Here is a 24,874-nt window from a genome sequence, read left to right on the forward strand (position 1 = left end):
GGTTACATTCCGAACCCGGAAGCTAAGCCTCACAGCGCCGATGGTACTGCAGGGGGGACCCTGTGGGAGAGTAGGACGCCGCCGAACAATCATTCCAAAAAGACCCCCTCCCATTCGGGAGGGGGTCTTTTTGCGTTACCCTCTGCCAATGCAGAACCTGACCCTGACCTGGCAGACCGCCGGGGGCGCCGCCGTCGTCCTCTACGGAGGCGCGTACGCGGCGGCGCGGGTCCGGAAGCCTGGGGCGTCGGCGCTGCTGCGGGAGGCCGGCACGCTGCTGGCGCTGTTCGCGCTGTGGCAGTTGGTGGGGCACCTGTCCGTGATGAGCGCCGATCACGCGCTGGACCGGGCGAGCTGGATCCACCGGACGGAGCAGGAGATCGGGCTGCCGGACGAGGCGTCCTGGCAGGCGGCGGTCACGCCGTACCCGGTGCTGGTGCGGCTCGCGAACTACTACTACGCGGTCATGCACTTCGCCGTCATGCTCGGCGTGCTGCTCTGGGTCTTCCTGCGGCACCGGGGGCGGTACGCGTGGGTGCGGAACACGGTAGTGATCACCACCGCGGTGTGTCTGCTGGTGCAGTTCATCCCGGTGGCGCCGCCGCGGATGCTGCCGGGGAGCGGGTTCGTCGACGTGGCCGCGGAGTACGGGCAGTCGGTGTACGGCGGCGCGGTCGGCGGGGTGGTGGTGGCCGACCAGCTGTCGGCGATGCCCTCGGTGCACGTCGCCTGGTGCGTGCTGGCGGCGGTCGCGGTGGTGCGGGTGTCGCGGAGTCCGTTCCGCTGGCTGGTGGCGCTGCACCCGGCGCTGACGGTCGCGGTGGTCGTGGTGACGGCCAACCACTTCTGGGCCGACGGCATCGTCGCGATCGCGATCCTGCTGTGCGCCTACGCCGTCCTGGCGTCGGCGGCACGGTGGCGGGGCCGGACCTCCGTCGAGACGGAGACCCGACCCCGCACCGCTGCCGAGGACCGGCCGAAGGAGGACCGGCGGCCGAAGCAGGTCACTTGACCGGCAGGGAGACCTTCCCCCAGGAGCCGTTGCTCAGCGTGGAGGTGGCCCAGTACCAGGCGACCAGCCCGGCGACGGCCGCGATCCAGCCGGCGGCCTTGCCCAGGCCGCTGTAGCTGCCGAAGACCGCGATGGCGTTCAGCACGAGGGAGAGCGTGAACAGGCCGTAGACGGCGCGGCTGAACAGGCCCGCGCCCCAGCTGGCGGCGGTGAGGCTGAGGGTGAGCAGGGCCCACAGCAGCAGGAACAGGCCGGCGGCGTTCTTGCTCGCGCCGCCCGCCACCGACCAGGTCGCCCAGAAGGCGCCGAGGCTGGTGAAGGCGGTCCCGGTGAAGCCCTCGCCGCGGCGGAGCTGCCAGAGGCCCGCGATGAAGAGGGTGACGCCGCCGAGCAGGTGGGCGAGGTGGGCCGCGTCCCCGACGCCGGTGTGGTGCAGGAACCCGGTGGAGAGCAGACCGTAGGCGAGCAGTGTCAGGCCGAGGGCGAGGTAGCCGAGGTTACCCGCGTCGGCTCCGGTGGAGCGGGCGTTCGTTGCCCCGGTAGCGTCGTTGCTCACCGGAGGCTCCTTTCGCTCTGTGCGCGCGCAGGGCGCAGTGACGCTGTGGTGTGGTGTCGAGGGGTGGATGCGCGCGACCGCGCCGAGGACGCACGGCTGGGAGCGTGCGCGGGCGGCGGTCAGAAGTGAGGGCGGAAGTGGTGGGCCGGCGGAGAGCCGCTGGTCACGTCCCCGCCGGGGAGATTCCCCGGCGAGATCGGTTTACCCGGCCTTGTTCGCTTGTACCCTTGTGAAGATAACAATTTGTGACTGCGTCAGCCGCGGAGCGCTCACGGCTGGCGCTGGTTGGGCACCCGCAGGGTCAGGATCGCCATGTCGTCGGACGGCGGCTCGGGGGCGAAGCGTTCAACGGCGCGCTGCACCCGCATCGCGACCGCGCCGGCGGTCAGGCCGGTGCAGCCGGTGAGCACCTCGGCGAGGCCGTCGTCGCCCAACATCCGTGTGCCCTCGCGGCGTTCGGTCACGCCGTCGGTGACGCAGAGCAGGACCTCGCCGGGGGAGAGCACCAGGTGCTCGGCGGTGAGTTCGAGATCCTCCATGACGCCGAGCAGCGGCTGCGGGGTGGCGGCCCGGTCGACCTGGCCGTCGGTGCGCAGTCTCAGCGGCAGCGGGTGGCCGGCGCAGACCAGGGACAGTTCGGTGCTGCCGTCCGGGCGGGGCGTCAGTTCGCCGTAGAGCAGGGTGAGGAAGCGGCTGCGCGAACCCTCGTCCAGGATGGCCGCGTTGAGCCGACGCAGCACCTGCGGGGCGTCCAGGCCCTCGCGGGCGAGCAGGCGCAGCGAGTGCCGGGCCAGGCCGGTGACGGAGGCGGCCTCGGGGCCGGTCCCGCAGACGTCGCCGATGGCGAAGCCGTAGGTGCCCTCGCGGATGGTGAACAGGTCGTAGAAGTCGCCGCCGACCTCGTTGCCCTCGCCCGCGGCCTGGTAGTAGACGTCCACCTCGACGCCCGGGATCTCCGGCAGGTCCGGCGGCAGCAGGCTGCGCTGCAGGGCCTGACTGGTGGCGGTGCGCTCGGAGTAGAGGCGGGAGTTGTCGAGGGCGAGGGCGGCCCGGCGGGAGAGGTCCTCGGCGAGTTCGAGGACCTCCTGGCGGAACCGGACGCCGGCCGGGACGCCGAGCGCGAGCAGGCCGATGACCCGGTTGCGGGCGGTCAGCGGCAGGACGACGGTCTCGCCGAGCAGGCCGGCGAGTTCGGGGCTGTCGGTGAGGCCGCGGGCGGCTGCGGTCTCGGTGGGTGCGGCCCAGAAGCGGACGCCGTGGGTCGGGCCGGCCTCGGGGGAGGCGGTCTTGTCGAGCAGGTCGCGCAGCGGGTCGATCCGGTCCTCGTCCTCGTGCAGGACGAAGGCGAGGCGGGCCGGGGAGCTGTGGTCGCCGTTGGTGTAGACCGCGCACCAGGAAGCGAGTGTGGGGACGGCCATCTGCGCCATCAGCGCGAGGGTCTGCTCGTGTTCGAGGGTGCCGGCCAGCAGGTCGGAGGCCTCGACGAGGAAGGACAGCGAGCCGCGGCGCAGCCGTTCGAGCTCGGTCAGCCGGGTGCTCTCGACGGCCAGGGCGACCCGGTCGGCGGCGAACTGCAGCCGCAGCGCGTCCTCGTTGTCGTAGCGGCCGGGCGCGGCGGTGGCGATGCCGAGCGAGCCGATGAGGCGGCCCTCGACCTTGAGCGGGACGGTGACCAGGGAGCGCATGCCGCTGCCGGCGAGCAGGGGCAGGCCGGTGGGGCGGGCGGTGAGGTCCTCGTGGACGGAGGGCAGCCGGGCGGAGTCGTAGCGGTTGCCGGTCTCGACCGGGAAGCGGGCGTGCCGACGGTGGCCGGTGGTCAGGCCGGTGGCGGCGCGGACCTCGAACTCGCTCTCGTCGTCGGTGGTGAGCAGCAGGTAGGCGGCGTCGGCGTCGAGCAGGTCGCGGGCGCGTTCGACGGTGCGCTGGAGCAGGGTCTCCAGGTCGACCGTGGCGGCCGGGCCGGCCAGCAGGTCGAGCCGGGGCCCGGCGGCGTCGGCGCGTTCGCCGGGCAGGGCGCGGGCGGGGGAGCGCAGCACGGCGCGGTCGGCTTCGAGGACGAGCAGGCAGAGGGTGGAGGGGACGCCCTCGGTGTCGCGCACGCGCACCTGGACGCCGTACACCTCGACCTCCTCGCCGTCGGGCAGCCGCAGGCCGTAGCCGCCCTCCCAGCGGGCCAGCCGGAGGGTGTCGGTGAGGCCGGGGCCGCGGCCGGGGGTCTGCGGCCAGACCGCGAGGTCGGCCCAGGGGCGGCCGAGGACGGCGGCGGCGGGGTGCTGGAAGAGCGCCTCGGCGTCCGGGTTCCAGGCCAGTACGCGGCCGTCCTCGTCGAGCTGGACGACGGCGACGTGCACCGGGCCGCGGCTGCTGGGCAGGTCGCTGCCGGGGGTGGCGGGAACGGCGTAGCGGGTGCCGACCACGTGTGCGGGCAGGGTGAGCCGGAACCAGACGGTCTTCTGCCCGGCCGCGTACTCGACGCCCCAGCGCTCGGCGAGGGCGGAGCACATCAGCAGGCCGCGGCCGCCCTCGCCGTCGGGGTCGGCGTAGCGGTCGGAGGCGGAGACGGGGCCGTCGCCGAGGGAGGGCAGGCCGCGCTCGGGGTGGTGGTCGGTGACCTCGATCCGGACGGTCTGCTCCTCGCGCAGGCAGCTGACCTCGGCGGCGGTGCCGGCGTGCACGACGGCGTTGGTGACGAGTTCGCTGACCAGGACGACGGCGTCGTCGACGACCTCCGGCAGGCCCCAGCCGAGCAGCGCATCCCGGACGAAGCCCCGGGCGGCGGCTGCGGACCGGCCGTCGGGGTCGAAGGTGGCGGCTGCGCGCGCAGTGACCACGTTGCCACTTCTCCTCTGCTGCTCTGACCCTGTCTGTCCGGGGTACGGCACCGACCTCCCCGTGCGCGCCGTCGCGGTGAGGCGGCGCTGGGTCGGGTCGTGGCCCGGTGCAGCGCTCCACCCTACTTTCCGCTTGGTTCCCCGTGGGGGCGGGGCCGTGAAACAGGCACCGGAGAGTGATTCTGCCCACCTGTTTCGGACGGTGCGGGGACAACCGAGTGCAACCGGCCGTATACCCGACGGCAGTGCTGCCAGACTGGGGGGTCCGCGACGGCCGGTGGGAGCAGTACGGTCGTGTGGGTGCCGGTGGGCCGAGGTCCGGCCGGCACGCAGCCCAGCCGGGCCGGTGCCCGGGTTCGCGCCGTACCGGCGCGGCGGTCACCGGACAGTTCACACGATGTGGGAGGGGCCCCGTTGAGTTCGGCCATCAAGGACGCCACCAAGGACGCTACCGGTACGACGCCGCCCGCACCGCGCGGCGGGCGGTCCGGGACCGCGCCGCGGATCGCGGCCGGCCGGCGATCGGGTCACAACCGCAGCGCGGAGCCCGCCGAGCTGCGCAAGCTGCTGGCCGCGCTGACCGCGATGCGGGACGGCAACTTCCGGCGCCGGCTGACGGTGCCGGGCGACGGGCCGCTGGCGGAGATCGCCGCGGTGTTCAACGAGGTCGCCGAGCGCAACCAGCACCTGACCGGTGAACTGGCGCGGGTGCGGCGGGCGGTCGGCCGCGAGGGCCGGCTGAACGAGCGGCTGGAGACCGGCGCGGGCGAGGGCGCCTGGATGGCGGCCGTCGACAACTGCAACGCGCTGATCGACGACCTGGCCCGTCCGATGGCCGAGGTGGGCCGGGTGCTGACCTCGATCGCCGAGGGCGACCTGGACCAGAAGATGGAGCTGCGCTCGCTGCACAGCAACGGGGTGAGCCACCCGCTGCGCGGCGAGTACCTGAGGATCGGCCGGACGGTCAACGGACTGGTGGACCAGCTCTCGGAGTTCACCGACGAGGTGACCCGGGTGGCCCGCGAGGTGGGCACCGAGGGCAAGCTCGGCGGACAGGCCAAGGTCCGCAGTGTGTCCGGCAGTTGGAAGGACCTGGCGGACTCGGTCAACACCATGGCGGGCCGGCTGACCGCGCAGGTGCGCAACATCGCCCAGGTGACCACGGCGGTGGCCAAGGGCGACCTGTCCCGCAAGGTGACCGTCGACGTGGCCGGCGAGATGCTGGAGCTGAAGAACACCGTCAACACGATGGTGGACCAGCTGAACGGGTTCGCCGCGCAGGTCACCACGGTGGCCAGGGACGTCGGCACGGAGGGCCGGCTCGGCGGTCAGGCCCAGGTGCCGGGCGTGGCCGGGGTCTGGCGCGAGCTGACCGACTCGGTGAACTTCATGGCCGACAACCTGACCGGCCAGGTGCGCAACATCGCCCAGGTGACCACGGCGGTGGCGCGCGGGGACCTCTCGCAGAAGATCGAGGTGGACGCGCGCGGCGAGATGCTGGAGCTGAAGAACACCATCAACACGATGGTCGACCAGCTCTCCGGCTTCGCGGAACAGGTGACCCGGGTGGCCCGTCAGGTGGGCACCGAGGGGCGGCTCGGCGGCCAGGCCCAGGTGCCCTGGGCGGCCGGGGTCTGGCGGGACCTGACCGACAACGTCAACTTCATGGCGAACAACCTCACCGACCAGGTGCGCAACATCGCCCAGGTGACCACCGCGGTCGCCAAGGGCGACCTCTCGCAGAAGATCCAGGTGGACGCGCGCGGGGAGATCCTGGAGCTGAAGAACACCATCAACACGATGGTCGACCAGCTCTCCTCCTTCGCGGACGAGGTGACGAGGGTGGCCCGGGACGTCGGCACCGAGGGCATCCTCGGCGGCCAGGCGAGCGTGCCCGGGGTGTCCGGGACGTGGAAGGACCTGACCAACAGCGTCAACCTGATGGCCAACAACCTGACCAGTCAGGTCCGCAACATCGCCGAGGTGACCACGGCGGTGGCCCGCGGCGACGTGTCGAAGAAGATCACCGTCGACGCCCGGGGCGAGATCCTGGAGCTGGTCACCACCGTGAACACCATGGTCGACCAGCTGTCGGCCTTCGCCGACGAGGTCACCCGGGTCGCCCGCGAGGTGGGCACCGAGGGCATCCTGGGCGGCCAGGCGCGGGTGCGCGGGGTGTCGGGGATCTGGAAGGACCTGACCGACAACGTCAACTTCATGGCCTCGAACCTGACCGGACAGGTGCGCAACATCGCCGAGGTCGCTTCCGCGGTGGCCCGCGGCGACCTCTCCAAGAAGATCACCATCGACGCCCAGGGCGAGATCGCGACGCTCGCCGGGACCCTGAACACCATGGTCGACCAGCTGTCCGCGTTCGCGGTGGAGGTCACCCGGGTCGCCCGGGAGGTCGGCACCGACGGCACCCTGGGCGGTCAGGCGAGCGTGCCGGGCGTGGCCGGCATCTGGAAGGACCTGACCGACAACGTCAACCAGATGGCGAACAACCTCACCGGCCAGGTCCGCAACATCGCGCTGGTGATCACGGCGGTCGCCCGCGGCGACCTCTCGCAGAAGATCGACGTCGACGCGCGCGGCGAGATCCTCCAGCTCAAGACCAACATCAACACCATGGTCGACCAGCTCTCCGCCTTCGCCGACGAGGTGACCCGGGTGGCCCGCGAGGTGGGCACCGACGGGCGGCTCGGCGGCCAGGCCCGGGTGCCCGGCGTGGACGGCACCTGGCAGGACCTCACCGAGTCGGTGAACGAGCTGGCCAACAACCTGACCCGGCAGGTGCGCGCGATCGCCCAGGTCGCCACCGCGGTGACCAGGGGAGACCTGAGCCTGCGGATCGACGTGGACGCCGCGGGGGAGCTCGACGAGCTCAAGGACAACATCAACCAGATGATCGCCAACCTGCGCGAGACCACCCGCACCAACCAGGAGCAGGACTGGCTCAAGACCAACCTGGCCCGGATCTCCGGCCTGCTGCAGGGCCGCCGGGACCTGGAGGCGGTCGCCTCGCTGATCATGACCGAGCTGACCCCGGTGGTCTCCGCCCAGCACGGCGCCTTCTTCCTCGCCCAGCCGGCCGGGCGCACCGCCGAGCTGATCACCGAGGACGACGACGAGAACGACACCGTGCTTCGCCTGATCGGCAGCTACGGCTACCAGCGGCGGGCGATGCCGACCACCTTCCGGCCCGGCGAGTCGCTGATCGGCCAGGCGGCGGTGGAGAAGCGGGCGATCATCGTCAAGGAGGCGCCGCCCGGCTACCTCAAGATCGCCTCCGGACTCGGCGAGGCCTCGCCGACCCACATCGTGGTGCTGCCGGTGCTGTTCGAGGGCCGGTTGCTGGGTGTGATCGAGCTCGCCACCTTCAGCTCCTTCACCACCGTCGCGCTGGACTTCCTCAACCAGATCGCCGACCTGATCGGCGTCACCGTCAACACGATCAGCGTCAACACCAAGACCGAGGGCCTGCTCCTGGAGTCCCAGCGGCTCACCGCCGAACTCTCGATGCGTTCCGCCGAGTTGGAGGCTCGCCAGGAGGAACTGGAGCGCACCAACGAGGAGTTGCAGGAGAAGGCCGAGCAACTCGCCCAGCAGAACCGCGACATCGAGATCAAGAACAGCGAGATCGAGGAGGCCCGGCAGGTGCTGGAGGAGCGCGCCGAGCAGCTCGCCCTGGCCTCCCGGTACAAGAGCGAGTTCCTCGCCAACATGTCGCACGAGCTGCGCACCCCGCTCAACTCGCTGCTGATCCTGGCCAAGCTGCTCTCCGACAACAACGAGGGCAACCTCTCGCCCAAGCAGGTCGAGTTCGCCGACACCATCCACGGCGCCGGCTCCGACCTGCTCCAGCTGATCAACGACATCCTCGACCTGTCCAAGGTCGAGGCCGGCAAGATGGACGTCCGCCCGGCCCGGATCGCGCTGGTCCAGCTGGTGGACTACGTCGAGGCCACGTTCCAGCCGGTCGCCGTCGACAAGAACCTGGACTTCGCGGTCCGGGTCTCGCCCGCCCTGCCGGTCACCCTGCACACCGACGAGCAGCGGCTCCAGCAGGTGCTGCGCAACCTGATCTCCAACGCGGTCAAGTTCACCGACGCCGGCGGCGTCGACTTCTCGATCAGCCCGGCGGGCCGGGACGTCCCCCAGCACGTGCGCGAGCGGCTGCTGGAGTTCGGCTCGATCCAGGGCCCGGACGACGAGCTGATCGCCTTCTCGGTCTCCGACACCGGCATCGGCATCCCCGGGAACAAGTTGCGGGAGATCTTCGAGGCGTTCAAGCAGGCCGACGGCACCACCAGCCGCAAGTACGGCGGCACCGGCCTCGGCCTGTCGATCAGCCGGGAGATCGCCCGGCTGCTCGGCGGCGAGATCCACGCCGAGAGCGAGCTGGGCAAGGGCTCGACCTTCACGCTCTACCTGCCGCTGCGCACCGACGCCCCGGACGCCGCCGCCGAGCGCCAGGGCGCAGCGAACCCGCCGGCGCCGCGCGCCTCGGTCGGGGTGACCCCGGTTGGCCTGCCGGTGCCGGTCGGCGAGAGCCCGGCCGACCACTGGGCCCAGGAGGTCCGGGAGATGGCGGAGGAGCGCCGCCGCGGCGCGATGGAGCGTCGGCGCAGCGCCGCGCTGGAGAGCGCCGCCGCACCCCGGGCCGTGCAGCCCGCGCAGCAGCCCCGGCCGGTCCGCGGCGACACCCGCTTCGACGGCCAGCAGGTGCTGATCGTGGACGACGACGTGCGCAACGTGTTCGCCCTGACCAGCGTGCTGGAGCAGCACGGGCTGACCGTGCTGTACGCCGAGAACGGCCGCGAGGGCATCGAGATGCTGGAGCAGCACGAGAACGTGGCGCTGGTCCTGATGGACATCATGATGCCGGAGATGGACGGTTACGCGACCACCGAGGCGATCCGCCGGATGCCCCAGTTCGCGGGCCTGCCGATCATCGCGCTGACCGCCAAGGCGATGAAGGGCGACCGCGAGAAGTCGCTGGAGGCGGGGGCCACCGACCACATCACCAAGCCGGTGGAGACCGACCACCTGCTGTCGGTGATGTCGGAGTGGCTGAACGGCGACCGCGCGTGAGGGGCCGGCGGGCGTGAACTCCGGGTTCGCGCCCGCCGGTCGGCCGGTTTGCTGGCGGTCGGGCCCGGGAACCCGATAGGGTCACCGAGCGTTGCGAACAGTGACCGGACGGCGACACGCTGCTGAGCGTGCGCCGGAGCACTGGCTGCGCGCCGTTCCGGACCGGGTCACGACGGAGCGATGTGCCGGGCGAGGGGGTGCGGCTAGCATGACCGGGGTAGCGGTGGGCAGTACGCGAGTGCCCACACCGAGCGGCAGGCAGGCGACAGGAGGGCGAGCCCCGATGCAGAAGGCCAAGATCCTCCTGGTCGACGACCGGCCGGAGAACCTCCTGGCGCTGGAGGCGATCCTCTCCGCCCTGGACCAGACGCTGGTGCGCGCCGCCTCCGGCGAGGAGGCGCTCAAGGCGCTGCTGACCGACGACTTCGCGGTGATCCTGCTGGACGTCCAGATGCCCGGGATGGACGGCTTCGAGACCGCCGCCCACATCAAGCGCCGCGAGCGCACCCGGGACATCCCGATCATCTTCCTGACCGCGATCAACCACGGCCCGCACCACACCTTCCGCGGCTACGCGGCCGGCGCGGTGGACTACATCTCCAAGCCCTTCGATCCGTGGGTGCTGCGCGCCAAGGTCTCGGTCTTCGTCGACCTGTACGTCAAGAACTGCCAGCTGAAGGAGCAGGCCGCCCTGCTGCGGCTGGAGCTGGAGGCGGGCAGCGGCGAGCAGTCGGCCCTCGGCGGAGCGCTGCTCGGCGAGCTGTCCGCGCGGCTGGCGGCGGTCGAGGAGCAGGCGGAGGCGCTGGGCAAGCAGTTGGACGGGGCCGAGGACGCCGGGGTGGCCGCCACCGCTGCGCACCTGGAGCGCAAGCTGGCCGGCCTGCGCCGGGCCCTGGACGCGATGCGCCCCGGCAGCGCGTAGACCCGGCCCCCGGGCGTCCACTCGTCCGGGCGGTCCGCTGCTGCGGACGGGTGAAGCGCGGTCAGCGTGACGGTGTGTCTGCGACACGTCCGGGCGCCCCGGCTCGGCCGCATGTGCTCGGGTCGTCCGCCCCGGTAGGCTGCTGACCCATGGCCACTCGTACGCCCGGAAACGCCGCACGCAAACCGAGTCCGGGACCGTCCAAGAAGGCCGCGGCCAAGGCCCCGGGCAAGCCGCCCGCGAAGAAGGCGGCAGCACGCAAGGCCCCCGCGAAGAAGGCGGCCGCCAAGTCGGCCCCGCCGCCCCCGCAGCGCCGGTCGGTGCTGATGAGCGCCCTCAACGCCCTCGCGAGCCCGATCGCCGCGATCTTCCGCGGCTTCGGGGACGGCGCCAAGAACCTCCACCCGGCCCACCGCAAGGACGGGATCGGGCTGCTGCTGTTCGCGCTCGCGCTGGTGGTCGCGGCCGGCACCTGGTTCAGCTCGGAGGGCTGGCTGAACGGGGCGGCCACCGCCGTGGTGTCCGGGCTGTTCGGGCGGCTGGACGTACTGGTGCCGTTCCTGCTGGCCGGGATAGCGATCCGGCTCTGGCGCCACCCGGAACTGCCGGAGGCCAACGGCCGGATCGTGATCGGGCTGAGCACGCTGCTGGTCGGCATCCTCGGCCTGGTCCACATCGGCTGCGGCGCGCCCACCATGGGCAGCGGGGCCTCCCGGATAAGGGGGGCCGGCGGGATCATCGGCTGGGCCGCCTCCACCCCGATGATGGCCGCCGCCGGCGCGGTGCTGGCCGTCCCGCTGCTCCTGCTGCTGGCCTTCTTCGGCCTGCTGGTGGTCACCGCCACCCCGGTCAACCGGATCGGCGAACGGCTGCGCGCGCTGGGGATGAGGCTCGGCGTGGTCGAGCCCGGGCCCGGGGACCCGCACTGGGGGCGTACGCCGGAGCGCGAGCTGTCCACCGACCCGCCGGAGGACGCCGACCCGGAGGCGCTGCCCTTCACCGTGGACACCGACGGTGACGACCCGGTCGACGAGGTCGCCGCCCGCCGTCGCCGCCGCCGGCGCAAGCAGGCCGTCGAGGACGACGAGGAGCAGCCGGAGGCCGTCCGGGTCTCCCTGGACAAGGAACCGCTGGACCCGTACGCGACCCGCGACCTCGCCGCCGGCGCGGCCGCCGACCTGGACGGCGCGCTGGTCTACGGCGTGCCCGCCTCCTCGGCGGTGGCGGACATGATGCACCAGGTCAAGGACCTCACCGCGGCGCCCGAGGAGCCCGCCGTCCCGGCCGCCCGCAACGGCGGCCCGGGCGCGCCCGCGGACCACGGTCCGGCGCCGGTGCGGATGGAGCAGCTGCAGCTCGGCGAGGGCGTCACCTACGCGCTGCCCTCGCTCGACCTGCTGGAGCGCGGCGGCCCGGCCAAGGCCCGCAGCGCCCTCAACGACGAGGTGGTCGCCCAGCTCACCGGCACCTTCGCCGAGTTCAAGGTGGACGCGAAGGTCACCGGCTTCACCCGCGGCCCGACGGTCACCCGTTACGAGGTCGAGCTCGGCCCGGCCGTCAAGGTGGAGCGGATCACCGCCCTCGCCAAGAACATCGCGTACGCGGTGGCCAGCCCGGACGTGCGGATCATCAGCCCGATCCCGGGCAAGTCCGCGGTCGGCATCGAGATCCCCAACCGGGACCGGGAGATGGTCAACCTCGGCGACCTGCTGCGCTCGCGCACGGCCGCCGAGGACACCCACCCGATGGTCGTCGGCATGGGCAAGGACGTCGAGGGCCACACCGTGATGGCCAACCTCGCCAAGATGCCGCACATCCTGGTGGCCGGTGCGACCGGTGCGGGCAAGTCCTCCTGCATCAACTGCCTGATCACCTCGATCCTCGCCCGGGCCACCCCGGACGAGGTGCGGATGGTGCTGGTCGACCCCAAACGGGTCGAGCTGACCGCGTACGAGGGCATCCCGCACCTGATCACGCCGATCATCACCAACCCGAAGAAGGCCGCCGAGGCCCTCCAGTGGGTGGTGCGCGAGATGGACATGCGCTACGACGACCTCGCGGCGTTCGGCTTCCGGCACGTGGACGACTTCAACGCGGCGGTGCGGGCCGGCACGATCACCCCGCCGCTGGGCAGCGAGCGGGAGCTCCGGCCCTACCCGTACCTGCTGGTGATCGTCGACGAGCTGGCCGACCTGATGATGGTCGCCCCGCGCGACGTCGAGGACTCGGTCGTCCGGATCACCCAGCTGGCCCGCGCGGCCGGCATCCACCTGGTGCTCGCCACCCAGCGGCCCTCGGTGGACGTGGTGACCGGTCTGATCAAGGCCAACGTGCCGTCCCGGCTGGCCTTCGCGACCTCCGCGATGGCCGACTCCCGGGTCATCCTGGACCAGCCCGGCGCGGAGAAGCTGATCGGCAAGGGCGACGCGCTGTTCCTGCCGATGGGCGCGAGCAAGCCGATCCGCATGCAGGGCGCGTTCGTCACCGAGGCGGAGATCGCCAAGGTGGTGCAGCACTGCAAGGACCAGCTGAGCGCCGTCTACCGGGACGACGTGATGGCCGGGGCCGGGCCGAAGAAGGAGATCGACGAGGAGATCGGAGACGACCTGGACCTGCTGATCCAGGCGGCCGAGCTGGTGGTCTCGACCCAGTTCGGCTCGACCTCGATGCTCCAGCGCAAGCTCCGGGTCGGCTTCGCCAAGGCGGGCCGGCTGATGGACCTGATGGAGTCGCGCGGGATCGTCGGTCCGAGCGAGGGCTCCAAGGCCCGCGACGTGCTGGTGAAGCCGGACGAGCTGGACGGAGTGCTGGTCACCCTGCGGGGCTGACGGCCCGTGCCCTCCGGGGTGTTCACTCGTTCGGAGGAGGGTAGGCGCCGGAGGGGGAACCGAACGTCCGTACGCGGCGTCACAGGGCGCGAAGCGCACCCCGAGGTCCGTCGTGCGTCCCCGCTGACCACCGGTCAGCGGCGGCCGGAGCCCCGGTCGTAGCGGCGCGCGCATTCGGCCCGCTCCGCTTGAGAAACGATCCGCCCGCGGCCCTAGACTGTTCTCCAGCAGGTGGCCATCCGCTCGAAAGGCGTGCCCCGTGACCATCGGCAAGTCCTCCGACCGCGAGAACACCCCGTCGTCCGTCGAGCCGAGCGACGCCGTGCGGGCGGCCGATGCCCCCAGCATCGGCCGGGTGCTGTCCGCCGCCAGGATCGAGGCGGGACTCACGGTGGACCAGGTGAGTACCGCGACCCGCGTGCGGGTGCCGATCGTCCATGCCATCGAGGAGGACGACTTCGGTCGTTGCGGCGGCGACTTCTACGCCCGCGGGCACATCCGGTCGATCGCCCAGGCGGTCGGTGCGGACGCCGAGGAACTGGTCGCCCGCTTCGACGACGCGCACGGCGGTCCGCCAGCCTCCAAGCGCCCGGCCACCCAGCTGATCGACAGCGGCCCGATCAAGGTGCCCGCCCGCAGCCGGCCGAACTGGGCGGCGGCGATGGTCGCCGCGATCGTCGCGGTGGTCGCACTGATCGGCTTCAACCTGGTGAGCGGCAAGAGCGGCCACACCGGCACCGGCTCCGCCAGCGCACCGCTGCCCAGCGGCTCCGGCACCGGCTCGGTCGCCCCGACCACGCCGGCCGTCCAGCCGCCGGCGCCCGCGCCGAGCGCCGGGGCGATCGCCGCCGTCCCGGCCGACAAGGTCACCGTGAAGCTGGTCGCCCAGGGCACCAGCTGGGTCTCGGCCATGGACAGCAACGGCAAGTCGCTGTTCCAGAACAACATCAGCGACGGCCAGGACCAGACCTTCACCGACCCCAAGCAGATCAAGCTGGTGCTCGGCAACGGCGGGGCCGTGCACGCGTACGTCAACGGCAAGGACCTCGGCGTCCTCGGCAAGGACGGCCAGGTGGTGCACGTCACGTACACCCCCGGAGACCCGCAGGCAGGCTGACCACAGGGCCCGCGGGGGCCGTTGGTGATCAGCTGATCCGTGGCGCGCGGACTCCGGGGCGAACGGCACCGGAGGCCGCGCGTTAATCTTGGCCCTATGCCTGAACGCCGCACTGTCGCCCTTGTCACGCTCGGATGCGCCCGCAACGAGGTGGACTCCGAGGAACTCGCCGGGCGACTGGAAGCCGACGGCTGGTTGCTCGTCGACGACGCCGCCGAGGCCGATGTCGCCGTCGTCAACACCTGCGGCTTCGTCGAAGCCGCCAAGAAGGACTCCGTCGACGCCCTGCTGGAGGCCAACGACCTCAAGGGGCACGGCCGCACCCAGGCCGTCGTCGCGGTCGGCTGCATGGCCGAGCGGTACGGCAAGGAGCTCGCCGACGCGCTGCCCGAGGCCGACGGGGTGCTCGGCTTCGACGACTACGCGGACATCTCCGACCGCCTGCAGACCATCCTCTCCGGCGGCCACCACGCCCCGCACATCCCGCGCGACCGCCGCAAGCTGCTGCCGATCAGCCCGGCCGAGCGGCAGTCCGCCGCCGAGGCCGTCGCACTGCCCGGCCACGGGGCCGAGGCCGCAGCCGAGCCGATCACCGACCTGCCCGAGGGCCTGGCCCCGGCCTCCGGTCCGCGCACCCTGCGCAAGCGGCTGGACGACAGCCCGGTCGCCTCGGTCAAGCTCGCCTCCGGCTGCGACCGGCGCTGTTCCTTCTGCGCCATCCCGGCCTTCCGCGGCTCCTTCATCTCCCGCCGCCCCTCCGACGTGCTGAACGAGGCCCAGTGGCTGGCCGGACAGGGCGTCCGCGAGATCGTCCTGGTCAGTGAGAACAACACCTCGTACGGCAAGGACCTCGGCGACATCCGCCTGCTGGAGACGCTGCTCGGCGAGATCTCCGCGATCGAGGGCGTCGAGCGGGTGCGGGTCTCCTACCTGCAGCCGGCGGAGATGCGCCCCGGGCTGATCGACGCGATGACCGGGACCGCCGACGTGGTGCCCTACTTCGACCTGTCCTTCCAGCACTCGGCGCCCGCCGTGCTGCGCCGGATGCGCCGCTTCGGCTCCACCGACCAGTTCCTGCAGCTGCTGGGGACCATCCGGGACAAGGCCCCGCAGGCCGGCGCCCGGTCCAACTTCATCGTCGGCTTCCCCGGTGAGACCGAGGAGGACTTCGCCGAGCTGGAGCGCTTCGTCACCCACGCCGGACTGGACGCGATCGGCGTCTTCGGCTACTCCGACGAGGACGGCACCGAGGCCGCCACCTACGACGGCAAGCTGCCCGAGGACGTCGTCGCCGACCGGCTGGACCGGCTGAGCCGGCTCGCCGAGGAGATGACCGCCCAGCGGGCCGAGCAGCGGATCGGCACCGAGGTCGAGGTGCTGATCGAGTCGGTCGAGGACGGTGTGGTCGAGGGCCGCTCCGCCCACCAGGCCCCGGAGACCGACGGCCTGACCACCCTGCACGGCGTCGAGGACCCGAAGGTCGGACAGTTCTGGCGGGCCACCGTGGTGGCCAGCGAGGGCGTGGACCTGATCGCCGAGGCGCTGGAGCAGGTGCGAGCGCCCAGGACCGCGGGGGCCGAGGCTCCGGGAGCCGGCGAATGACCAAGGGGCCCGGCGCCCCGGCCGCGGCCCACCCGGGCAGACCGGCGGCCGCCCTGCCGTCGGCGCCGGGTGTCTGGAACATCGCCAACGTGCTCACCATGGTCCGGCTGCTGCTGGTGCCGGTCTTCGTGGCACTGCTGTTCGCCGACGGCGGGCACGACCCCAAGTGGCGCTCGGTCGCCTGGGCCTCCTTCGCCATCGCGATGATCACCGACCTGTTCGACGGCGAGCTCGCCCGCCGCAAGGGCCTGGTCACCGACTTCGGCAAGATCGCCGACCCGATCGCCGACAAGGCGATCATGGGTGCGGCGCTGATCGGCCTCTCGGTGCTCGGCGACCTGCCCTGGTGGGTCACCGTGGTGATCCTGGCCCGTGAGCTCGGCATCACCCTGATGCGCTTCTGGGTGATCCGCTTCGGGGTCATCCCGGCCAGCCGCGGCGGCAAGCTCAAGACGCTGACCCAGGGCATCGCGGTCGGCATGTACGTGCTGGACCTGCACGGGTGGCTGGCCACCGGGCGGGCGGTCCTTATGGGCCTGGCGGTGCTGCTGACCGTCGGCACCGCGCTGGACTACGTCGGGCAGGCGCTGCGACTGCGCCGCGAGGGCATGTCCGCGGTGCACGCGGACCGCTAGGAACGAGGGACCTCCGGTGACGGACCACGAGCTGGCCGAGCGGGTGCACGCCGCGCTGCGGGCCGAGGGCGGCACGCTGGCCGTCGCCGAGTCGCTCACCGGAGGGCTGCTGGCCGCCGCGCTGGTGGACGTCCCCGGGGCCTCCGCGACCTTCCGCGGCTCGGTCACCGCGTACGCGACCGAGCTCAAGGCCTCGGTGCTGGGGGTGGACGAGGGCCTGTTGGACGTGTACGGTCCGGTCCACCCGGTGGTGGCCCGGCAGATGGCCGAGGGCGTGCGCGCCCTGCTGGGGGCCACGTACGGGCTCGCGACGACCGGGGTGGCCGGTCCGGACCCGCAGGACGGGCAGCCGGTGGGCACCGTACACCTGGCGGTCGCCGGCCCGGGGGGAACTCTGGTCAGTTCGCCCGTGCTGTCGGGCGCTCGTGCCACAATCCGTCACGACGCGGTGACCGCCGCACTGGAACTGCTCGCCGGCCGACTCGCTCGATGACGGCCGGCGGACGGATCTCCACCGAACCGAGATCTGTCGAACTGGCGTACGGGTATGGCACAGCTGGAGGATCGTGTTACATCCAACGGCCTGGTTGGGCAGAAACCAGGTGGCGAACGAGTTGCGTGACGGTGGCCGGGTGGGCCAGGTCGGGTACCACGAGGGGCCCGCGAACCCGGGTACGACACCGGAACAAGGAGGGGGACGGCCTTGCAGCCCAGAGTGAACACGACCAGGGTCCCCGCACGCGAAGCGGGCAAGGCGGTACGGTGGGGGCGTGACATCTCGATCCGCAGTCCGAGGAGGGAGGCACCGATGATCCTGCTCCGTCGCCTACTGGGCGATGTACTGCGTCGGCAGCGCCAGCGCCAGGGCCGCACACTCCGCGAGGTGTCGGCGGCCGCCAGGGTTTCGCTCGGGTACCTCTCCGAGGTCGAGCGGGGACAGAAGGAGGCCTCTTCGGAGCTGCTCTCCGCGATCTGCGACGCGCTCGACGTCCGGATGTCCGAGGTCATGCGCGAGGTCAGCGACGAACTGTCGCTCGCCGAACTTGCGGCGATGGCCACCCTCTCCGAAGGTGATCTGCTGAGGCCGGTACTCGAACCGGTTCCGCTGCCCGCCCCCGGCACCGACCGGGCGACCATGTCGCCCAAGGCCGCCGCGATGGACGTGGTCGCTGCCTGATCCGGCCTCGACTCCCGGGTTCCCGATGCCCGGGGCGAGCGGAGGAGGGCGGTCGTGCGGAAGATCGCGACAGTGCGCACGGTGGCCCGAATACGGCTGCGGGTGCGGCGGGCGGTGCCGTGGCCGACCCGGTGGGCCCTGGTCGTCATAGCGGTCGGGCTCGCCTCGTGGCTCGTGGCCGTCCGCGGGCAGCTGGCCGACGGCGCGGTGCTGGGTCTGCTGGCGGCCGGTGGCTGGGGCCTCGGTCTCATCCCGGTCCATGCCGACCGGAACGCGACCGGACCGGTGGGACGCCGGAGCCGGCGCGAGGAGGCCGTGAGCCGGGTGGAGGCACCATCGCCGCCGATCGGGTGAATCGACGTGGCCGGAGGCCGCGGGGTCGTTGACTCCGCGGCCTCCGGGCCTTTCCGCGGCCTCCGGGCCCCGCTACGGCCGCAGCCGCAGCCCGCGGGGCGTGGCGTGGAAGCCGGCCTCCTCCAGGGCGCGGCCGAGGTCGGAGCCGAGAGCGGGTTCGCCGTTGGCCCGTTCGACGGTGACGCTGCCGAGCGCGCCCGCGCGGACCGCTCCGGCGAGCGCCCCGGCGGCGAGCGCGACCGTCGCCCCGTCCTGCGGCCAGGACAGCAGGGACTTGCCGCCCCGCTCCACGTACAGCGCCAGCTCGCCGTCCACCAGCACCACCAGGGCGCCGGCCTTGCGGCCCGGGCGGTGCGCCTTGGCCTCCTTGGCCCCAGGGGCGGCGGGCGGCTCGGGCCAGGGCAGCGCGGCGCCGTAGGCGTTCGCCGGGTCGGCAGCGGCCAGCACCAGCAGCTGCGGCGGCTCGGCGGTCGGCGCGGCCGGCCACTCGGTGGAGCGGGCCCGCTCCAGCCGGCCGTTGACCGAGCGCAGCCGGTCGGCCGCGCCCTCCATGGCGAACTGGGCGCCGCCCAGGCCCTCGACGAAGTAGCCCCGGCGGGCCCGGCCGCGCTCCTCCATCGCGGCGAGCACCCGGTAGACCCCGGCGAAGCCGCCGGGCACCCGTTCGGCCGCCACCGTGCCGCGGGTGAGCAGACCGTGCCGGTCCAGCAGGCTCTGCGCCTGGGCGGTCGCCCGGACCGTCGGGTCGGCGACGGGGGAGGGCAGCAGCGACCAGCGCCCGGCGACCGTCGGCGGGCCGCTGCGCAGCGCTGCGCCGGGCCGGCCGAAGGCGCGGCCCGCGCCGCCGTAACGGCCGCGCGGGGTGGACCGGGGCGCACGGTGGGCGGTGGCGCCGGCCGTGCGGCCGGAGCCGAGCAGGGCGCGCAGCGGGGCCAGGGTGTCGTTGGTGACGTACCCGGCCCAGACCAGGTCCCAGAGGGCCTTGACCACCTCCGGCTCGGCCGTCTCCTCCGGCAGCTGCTGGACGAGCTGGCGGAAGAACAGGCCGTAGCCGCCGGCCAGCGACTGCAGGAGGGCGCTGTGCAGCGGGGTGAGCGCGGGCGGCACCGGCTCCGGGCGCAGCAGGTGGGCGTTCTCGGCCAGGTGCAGGCTGAGCCAGCCGTCCTTGCCGGGCAGGGCGCCAGCGCCGCACCAGCCGATCTCACCGGCCGCCATCAGCTCGTCCAGCAGACCGGGGGAGTAGTCACCGAGCCGGGCCGGGAGGATCAGCTTCTCCAGGGCGGAGGCGGGCAGGGCGGTGCCCTGGAGCTGTTCGACCACCCGGAGCAGTCCGTCCGGGCCGCGCAGCCGGTGCCCGGCCAGGTGCTGCCACTGCGGCAGGAAGGCGGCCAGGGCGCGGGGCGGGACGGGCTCGACCTCCTGGCGCAGGGCGGCCAGCGAACGGCGGCGCAGCCGGCGCAGCACCTCCGCGTCGCACCACTCGGGAGCGGTGTGCCACTCGGGGCCGGCATGGCTCTCGGCCGGCCGGAACTGGCCCTGGACCAGGCGGCCGGACGCGGTGAGGCGCTGCAGGGTGCCGGTGACGACGGCGGTGCCCAGGCCGTAGCGGGCGCCGGCCTCGGCGGCGGTGAACGGGCCGTGGGTGCGGGCGTGCCGGGCCAGCAGGTCGCCCAGCGGGTCCTTGACCGGTTCGGTGAAGGCCTCGGGGACGCCGACCGGCAGCGGGGTGCCGAGCGCGTCGCGCAGCCGTCCGGCGTCCTCGATCGCGGCCCAGCGCTGCTCGCCGGCGATCCGGACCTGGATCACCCGGCGGGCGGCCTCCAGCTCCAGGGCCCACAGCGGCTCGGCGCCGCGGACGGTCAACTCGGCCTCGGTGAGCGGGCCGAGCAGGCGCAGCGCGTCGGCGACGCCCTCGGCGTCCTTGATCCGGCGCTCGGGGGTGAGGCGCTGGAGCTCGGCCTCCAGCTCGGTGAGCACCTGCGGGTCGAGCAGTTCGCTCAGCTCGGCCTGGCCGAGGAGCTCGGACAGCAGCCGGGAGTCGAGGGAGAGGGCGGCGGCCCGGCGTTCGGCGAGCGGGGAGTCGCCCTCGTAGAGGAACTGGGCGACGTAACCGAACAGCAGTGAGCGGGCGAAGGGAGAGGGTTCGGGGGTGGTGACCTCGACCAGGCGGACGGCGCGGGATTCGAGGTCCCCCATCAGCTCGACCAGCCCGGGGACGTCGAAGACGTCCTGGAGGCACTCGCGGACGGCCTCCAGGACGATCGGGAACGAGCCGTACTCGGAGGCGACTTCGAGCAGTTGGGCGGCGCGCTGGCGCTGCTGCCAGAGCGGGGTGCGCCGGCCGGGGTTGCGACGGGGGAGCAGCAGGGCGCGGCCGGCGCACTCGCGGAAGCGGGAGGCGAACAGGGCGGAGCCGCCGACCTGGTCGGTGACCAGCTGCTCGATCTCGGTGGAGTCGAACAGGGCGGCGTCGGCGCCGACCGGGGCCTCGTCCTGGGCCGAACCCGTGGGTTCCGCGGGGCTGCTGAAATCGAAGTCGGGGGAGAGCAGGTCCGCGTCGGGCAGCCGGAGCACGATGCCGTCGTCGGCGTGCATGACCTGCGGGTCCAGGCCGTGCTTCTCGCGCAGCCGGGCGCCGAGGGCGAGCGCCCAGGGGGCGTGCACCTGGGCGCCGAAGGGGGAGTGGATGACGATCCGCCAGTCGCCGAGCTCGTCCCGGAAGCGCTCGACCACGATGGTGCGGTCGTCGGGGAGGTGGCCGCAGGCGGCGCGCTGCTCGGCGAGGTAGTCCAGCAGGTTGGCGGCGGCCCAGTCGTCCAGACCGGCCTGCTTGAGGCGCTCGGTGGCGGCCTCGGGCTGGAGCGTGCCCAGCTCGCGGGTGAACGCGCCGAGGGCGCGGCCGAGTTCGAGTGGGCGGCCGAGGGTGTCGCCCTTCCAGAACGGGAGCCGGCCGGGGATGCCGGGGGCCGGGGTGACCAGCACCTTGTCGTGGGTGATCTCCTCGATCCGCCAGGAGGTGGTGCCGAGGGTGAACACGTCGCCGACGCGGGACTCGTAGACCATCTCCTCGTCGAGTTCGCCGACCCGCCCGCCGCCCTTCTTCGGATCGGCGCCGGCGATGAAGACGCCGAACAGGCCGCGGTCGGGGATGGTGCCGCCGGAGGTGACGGCCAGGCGCTGGGCGCCGGGGCGGCCGGTCACCGTGCCGGCCACGCGGTCCCAGACCACCCGGGGGCGCAACTCGGCGAAGGCGTCCGAGGGGTAGCGGCCGGCCAGCATGTCGAGCACGGCGTCGAAGGCGGACTGCGGGAGGGTGGCGAAGGGCGCGGCGCGGCGGACCACGGTGAGCAGCTCGTCCACCGGCCAGGCGTCCAGGGCCGTCATCGCGACCAGCTGTTGGGCCAGTACGTCCAGCGGGTTGCGCGGGACGCGCAGCGCCTCGATCCGGCCCGCCCGCATCCGCTCGGTGACCACGGCGGACTGCACCAGGTCCCCCCGGTACTTGGGGAAGAACACGCCGGTGGAGACGGCGCCGACCTGGTGGCCGGCCCGCCCGACCCGCTGCAGGCCGGAGGCGACCGAGGGCGGGGACTCGACCTGGACGACGAGTTCGACGGCGCCCATGTCGATGCCCAGTTCCAGGCTGGAGGTGGCGACCACGGCGGGCAGCCGGCCCGCCTTCAACTCCTCCTCGACGAGCGAGCGTTGCTCCTTGGAGACGGAGCCGTGGTGGGCCCGGGCGATCACGGCGGGCACTCCCCTGGCGGCGCCCGAGCCGCCCATCAGCTGCGCCGGGGCGTGCGCCTCGGGTGCGGCGGTGCCGGTGGCGCGCTCGTGGGCGATCTCGTTCAGCCGGTTGCACAGGCGCTCGGCCAGGCGGCGGGAGTTGGCGAAGACGATGGTCGAGCGGTGCGCCTCGACCAGGTCGACGATCCGTTCCTCGACGTGCGGCCAGATCGACGCCTGGCGCTGCGGGTCGGAGCCGGCGGCGCCGCCGGTGGCCGGGGCGGCGGGCAGGTCGTCCAGGTCGGGGACCGGGACGACCACCGAGAGGTCGAACTCCTTGGCGGAGGCAGGCTGGACGACGGCGGCGCCGCGCTGGGGGCTGAGGTAGCGGGCCACCTCCTCGACCGGGCGCACCGTCGCGGACAGGCCGATCCGGCGGGCCGGGCGGTCCAGCAGTTCGTCCAGCCGCTCCAGGCTGAGCGCGAGGTGGGCGCCGCGCTTGGTGCCGGCCACGGCGTGGACCTCGTCCAGGATCACCGTGTCGATGCCGCGCAGCGCCTCCCGGGAGGCGGAGGTGAGCAGCAGGAAGAGCGACTCGGGGGTGGTGATCAGGATGTCCGGCGGGTGGGTCGCGAAGCGGCGGCGGTCGGCGGCCGGGGTGTCCCCCGAGCGGATGGCGACCTGGACCTCGGGCTCGGGAAGGCCGAGTCGGACGGCGGCCTGACGCAGGCCGGTCAGCGGGGCGCGCAGGTTCCGTTCGACGTCGACGGCGAGGGCCTTGAGCGGGGAGACGTAGAGCACTCGGCAGCGGCGCTTGGTCTCGGCCGGGGGCGGGGTGCTGCTGAGCCGGTCGAGGGCGGAGAGGAAGGCGGCGAGGGTCTTGCCGGAGCCGGTGGGGGCGACCACCAGGACGTCGGTCTCCCGCTGGATGGCGCGCCAGGCCTCGGCCTGGGCGGTGGTGGGAGCGGAGAAGGCACCGGTGAACCACGCCCGGGTGGCCGGGGCGAAGCCGGCCAGCGGGTCATCGGGCAGGGCGGCGGCGGGCGGGGTCGGGTGCTGGGGCGCCATGCCCCCATGGTGCCGGGTGGGACTGACAAGCGGGGGTGGGGCGTGAGGGGGGCGGCGTGAGGGGTCGACGTGAGGAGGGTGTAGCTGCGGGGGCGGGAATGATGATCCGCTCATATGGTGAGGAATCGGGCAGGTGATCACTTGGCGCTGCCCGGCTTGGTTGTGACGTCACTGGACCGACGAGCGGAGGCGTGGGATGGCGCAGGCGCACCGGTCCGGCGGTCCCTTCCGTGCGGCCCGCCGCCGCAGGGTGCGCGGGCCCGCCCGGGCGCTGCTCGCGATGCTGGTCACCGCCCTGGTGGCCGGTGGCGCCGTGCCGTACATGTCGGGGCCCGGGCGCGCCTACCTCAGCTACCTGGTGCTGGCCGACCGGGAGGACGCGGAGGGGGCCGCCAGGGCCGGGAAGGAGAGCCGGGCGGCGGGTGGGCAGGTGGTGCAGGAGTACCCGCAGATCGGGGCGGTGCTGGCGTACGCCACCGGCGGCTTCGCGGAGCGGGTGCGGAGCAGGCCGGGGATCGCCGCGGTGGGGGCGACCCGGACGGCGCCGGTGGTGGGGCCGCCGCGGGAGGTGGCCGGGGCCGGGGACTTCGCGGCGGGGATGGAGCGGGGTGGGGACGGGGTGGTCGGGTCGTACGGGAAGGGCGGTGGGGCGGGAAAGGAGGGGAAGGGCGAGGGCGATGGGGCCGCGAAGGACGGGAGGGACGACGGGGCGGGGACGGTGCCTGACCCGGGGGAGGGCGGGGGGTGGAACCTGGCGATGGTGCATGCGGGAGCAGGAGCGGGAGCGGGAGCTGGACCGACGGGGGACGGTGTCGGCGGGGTGCCGGGGCCGGAGGTGATGCGCAAGGTGCTGGTCGCGGTGCTGGACTCGGGAGTGGACGACACCCACCCGGACCTGCGGGCGGCCGTCGACCCGAAGGCCTCGGCCTCCTGCGCCGACGGGCGCCCGGACGCCCGCACCGGCTCCTGGCGGCCCGACTCCGGAGTGGAGGAGAGCGGGCACGGGACCCACGTCGCCGGGATCATCGGCGCCGCCCGGGACGGGCACGGCGTCACCGGGGTCGCGCCCGGGGTGCGGATCGCCGCCGTCCGGCTGCTCGGGCCGCTGGGGCAGTACTACGCGGAGAACATCGTCTGCGGCATGCTCTGGGCGGCCGACCACGGGGCCAAGGCGATCAACGACAGCTACTTCGCCGACCCGTGGAAGTACAACTGCCCCGAGGACGCGGACCAGGCAGCGCTGATCGCGGCGGTCGGCCGGGCCGTAGCGTACGCCCGGCGCAAGGGCGCGGTGGTGGTCGCCTCGGCCGGGAACGACGGGCAGGACCTCGGCGCGGCCCGGACGGACCGGCGCAGCCCCAACGACCGGGTGTCCGGGCCGGCCCTCACCCGCTACCTGGGCGCCGAGTGCATCCGCCTTCCCGGCGAACTGCCCGGGGTGGTCACCGTCACGGCCGTCAACCGGGACGGGCTTCCCTCCTCCTACACCAACTACGGGCGCGGCCGGGTCTCGATGGCGGCGCCGGGTGGGGATCCGGACGGCGGGGCGGAAGGGGCGATCGTTTCGGACTGGCCGGGTGGGCAGTACGCCGCGCTGGCGGGGACGTCGATGTCGACGGCGCACGTGACGGGGGCGGTGGCGGTTGCAGCGGCGTTGCATCCGGGATTGGGGGCGGGGGAGCTGGCGGATCTGTTGGCGGGGGCGGCGGCGGGGGGGTGTCCGGTGCGGGGGTGTGGGGATCGGGGGTATTTCGGGGTTGGGTTGCTGGTGGTGCCCAGGTAGGGGGTTCTGGGGGGCTGGGGGTGGGAGGGTTCTGGGGGGTGTTGTCCGGGGGGTGGGCTCTCGGGAGGGCGGGTGCCGGGGCGGTTCCGGGGGTGGCCGCTCCGGGGGCTGGGTGATTTTCGGACTGCCGACTCTCATCGTGGGGTGCTGGGGGTCGTCGGCCTGTCTC

The 24,874-nt window shown here is 73.2% G+C and carries 14 protein-coding genes and 1 rRNA gene; 12 read left to right on the top strand and 3 right to left on the bottom strand.

The annotated features are described in order from the left end of the window. Positions 1–87: ribosomal RNA gene (gene rrf, locus ACFV1W_RS36020) — 5S ribosomal RNA — on the top strand; the annotation flags it as partial. Between the two features lie 61 nt (positions 88–148). Beyond that, the gene (locus ACFV1W_RS36025) at positions 149–1,012 is read left to right on the top strand and encodes a phosphatase PAP2 family protein (RefSeq protein ID WP_380421488.1); all 864 of its coding nucleotides are present in this window, start codon (positions 149–151) and stop codon (positions 1,010–1,012) included. Here ACFV1W_RS36025 and ACFV1W_RS36030 read toward each other — a convergent pair. Both ACFV1W_RS36030 and ACFV1W_RS36035 read right to left on the bottom strand, forming a co-directional pair. Then, the gene (locus tag ACFV1W_RS36030; RefSeq protein WP_380421489.1) at positions 1,005–1,568 is read right to left on the bottom strand and encodes an acetate uptake transporter; all 564 of its coding nucleotides are present in this window, start codon (positions 1,566–1,568) and stop codon (positions 1,005–1,007) included. The genes ACFV1W_RS36025 and ACFV1W_RS36030 overlap by 8 nt on opposite strands. A 269-nt stretch (positions 1,569–1,837) precedes the next feature. Further along, positions 1,838–4,399, bottom strand: a complete 2,562-nt coding sequence (locus ACFV1W_RS36035; protein WP_380421490.1) for a SpoIIE family protein phosphatase — start codon at positions 4,397–4,399, stop codon at positions 1,838–1,840. Positions 4,400–4,984: 585 nt separating this feature from the next. Between ACFV1W_RS36035 and ACFV1W_RS36040 the strand changes: the two genes are divergently transcribed. The 9 genes from ACFV1W_RS36040 to ACFV1W_RS36080 all read left to right on the top strand — a co-directional run bounded on the left by ACFV1W_RS36040 (position 4,985) and on the right by ACFV1W_RS36080 (position 18,128). Next, positions 4,985–9,493: a HAMP domain-containing protein gene (locus ACFV1W_RS36040; protein ID WP_380421500.1), complete on the top strand. Its 4,509-nt coding sequence runs from the start codon at positions 4,985–4,987 to the stop codon at positions 9,491–9,493. A 283-nt stretch (positions 9,494–9,776) separates the two neighbouring features. Further along, positions 9,777–10,415 (top strand): response regulator, encoded by a 639-nt coding sequence (locus ACFV1W_RS36045; RefSeq protein WP_380421491.1) that lies wholly within the window; start codon positions 9,777–9,779, stop codon positions 10,413–10,415. A gap of 149 nt (positions 10,416–10,564) precedes the next feature. Then, on the top strand, positions 10,565–13,243 hold the full coding sequence (locus tag ACFV1W_RS36050) for a DNA translocase FtsK (RefSeq protein WP_380421492.1): 2,679 nt from the start codon (positions 10,565–10,567) through the stop codon (positions 13,241–13,243). Between the two features lie 259 nt (positions 13,244–13,502). After that, the gene (locus ACFV1W_RS36055; RefSeq protein ID WP_380421493.1) at positions 13,503–14,360 is read left to right on the top strand and encodes a helix-turn-helix domain-containing protein; all 858 of its coding nucleotides are present in this window, start codon (positions 13,503–13,505) and stop codon (positions 14,358–14,360) included. A 96-nt stretch (positions 14,361–14,456) separates the two neighbouring features. Next, complete coding sequence (gene rimO / locus ACFV1W_RS36060) at positions 14,457–15,962, top strand: 30S ribosomal protein S12 methylthiotransferase RimO (protein WP_380421494.1); 1,506 nt, start codon at positions 14,457–14,459, stop codon at positions 15,960–15,962. Beyond that, positions 15,959–16,597: a CDP-diacylglycerol--glycerol-3-phosphate 3-phosphatidyltransferase gene (pgsA, locus tag ACFV1W_RS36065; RefSeq protein ID WP_380421495.1), complete on the top strand. Its 639-nt coding sequence runs from the start codon at positions 15,959–15,961 to the stop codon at positions 16,595–16,597. The genes rimO and pgsA overlap by 4 nt, the downstream gene beginning before the upstream one ends. A gap of 16 nt (positions 16,598–16,613) precedes the next feature. Beyond that, entirely contained in the window at positions 16,614–17,090 is a 477-nt protein-coding gene (locus ACFV1W_RS36070) for a CinA family protein (protein WP_380421496.1), read from the top strand. A 315-nt stretch (positions 17,091–17,405) separates the two neighbouring features. Beyond that, positions 17,406–17,774 carry a helix-turn-helix domain-containing protein gene (locus ACFV1W_RS36075; protein WP_045698408.1) on the top strand — a complete coding sequence of 123 codons (369 nt, stop codon included), beginning with the start codon at positions 17,406–17,408 and terminating at the stop codon, positions 17,772–17,774. Between the two features lie 54 nt (positions 17,775–17,828). Further along, positions 17,829–18,128 carry a hypothetical protein gene (locus ACFV1W_RS36080; protein WP_380421497.1) on the top strand — a complete coding sequence of 100 codons (300 nt, stop codon included), beginning with the start codon at positions 17,829–17,831 and terminating at the stop codon, positions 18,126–18,128. A 72-nt stretch (positions 18,129–18,200) separates the two neighbouring features. On the opposite strand, the gene ACFV1W_RS36085 is transcribed toward ACFV1W_RS36080, so the two are convergent. Then, a complete protein-coding gene (locus tag ACFV1W_RS36085) occupies positions 18,201–22,922 on the bottom strand; it encodes an ATP-dependent helicase (protein ID WP_380421498.1) in 4,722 nt (1,573 codons plus the stop codon). A gap of 196 nt (positions 22,923–23,118) precedes the next feature. On the opposite strand from ACFV1W_RS36085, the gene ACFV1W_RS36090 reads away from it, so the two are divergent. Further along, positions 23,119–24,705 carry a S8 family serine peptidase gene (locus ACFV1W_RS36090; RefSeq protein WP_380421499.1) on the top strand — a complete coding sequence of 529 codons (1,587 nt, stop codon included), beginning with the start codon at positions 23,119–23,121 and terminating at the stop codon, positions 24,703–24,705. Positions 24,706–24,874: the final 169 nt, after the last annotated feature.

Source organism: Kitasatospora sp. NPDC059648 (genome assembly GCF_042734825.1).
Classification (GTDB): domain Bacteria; phylum Actinomycetota; class Actinomycetes; order Streptomycetales; family Streptomycetaceae; genus Kitasatospora.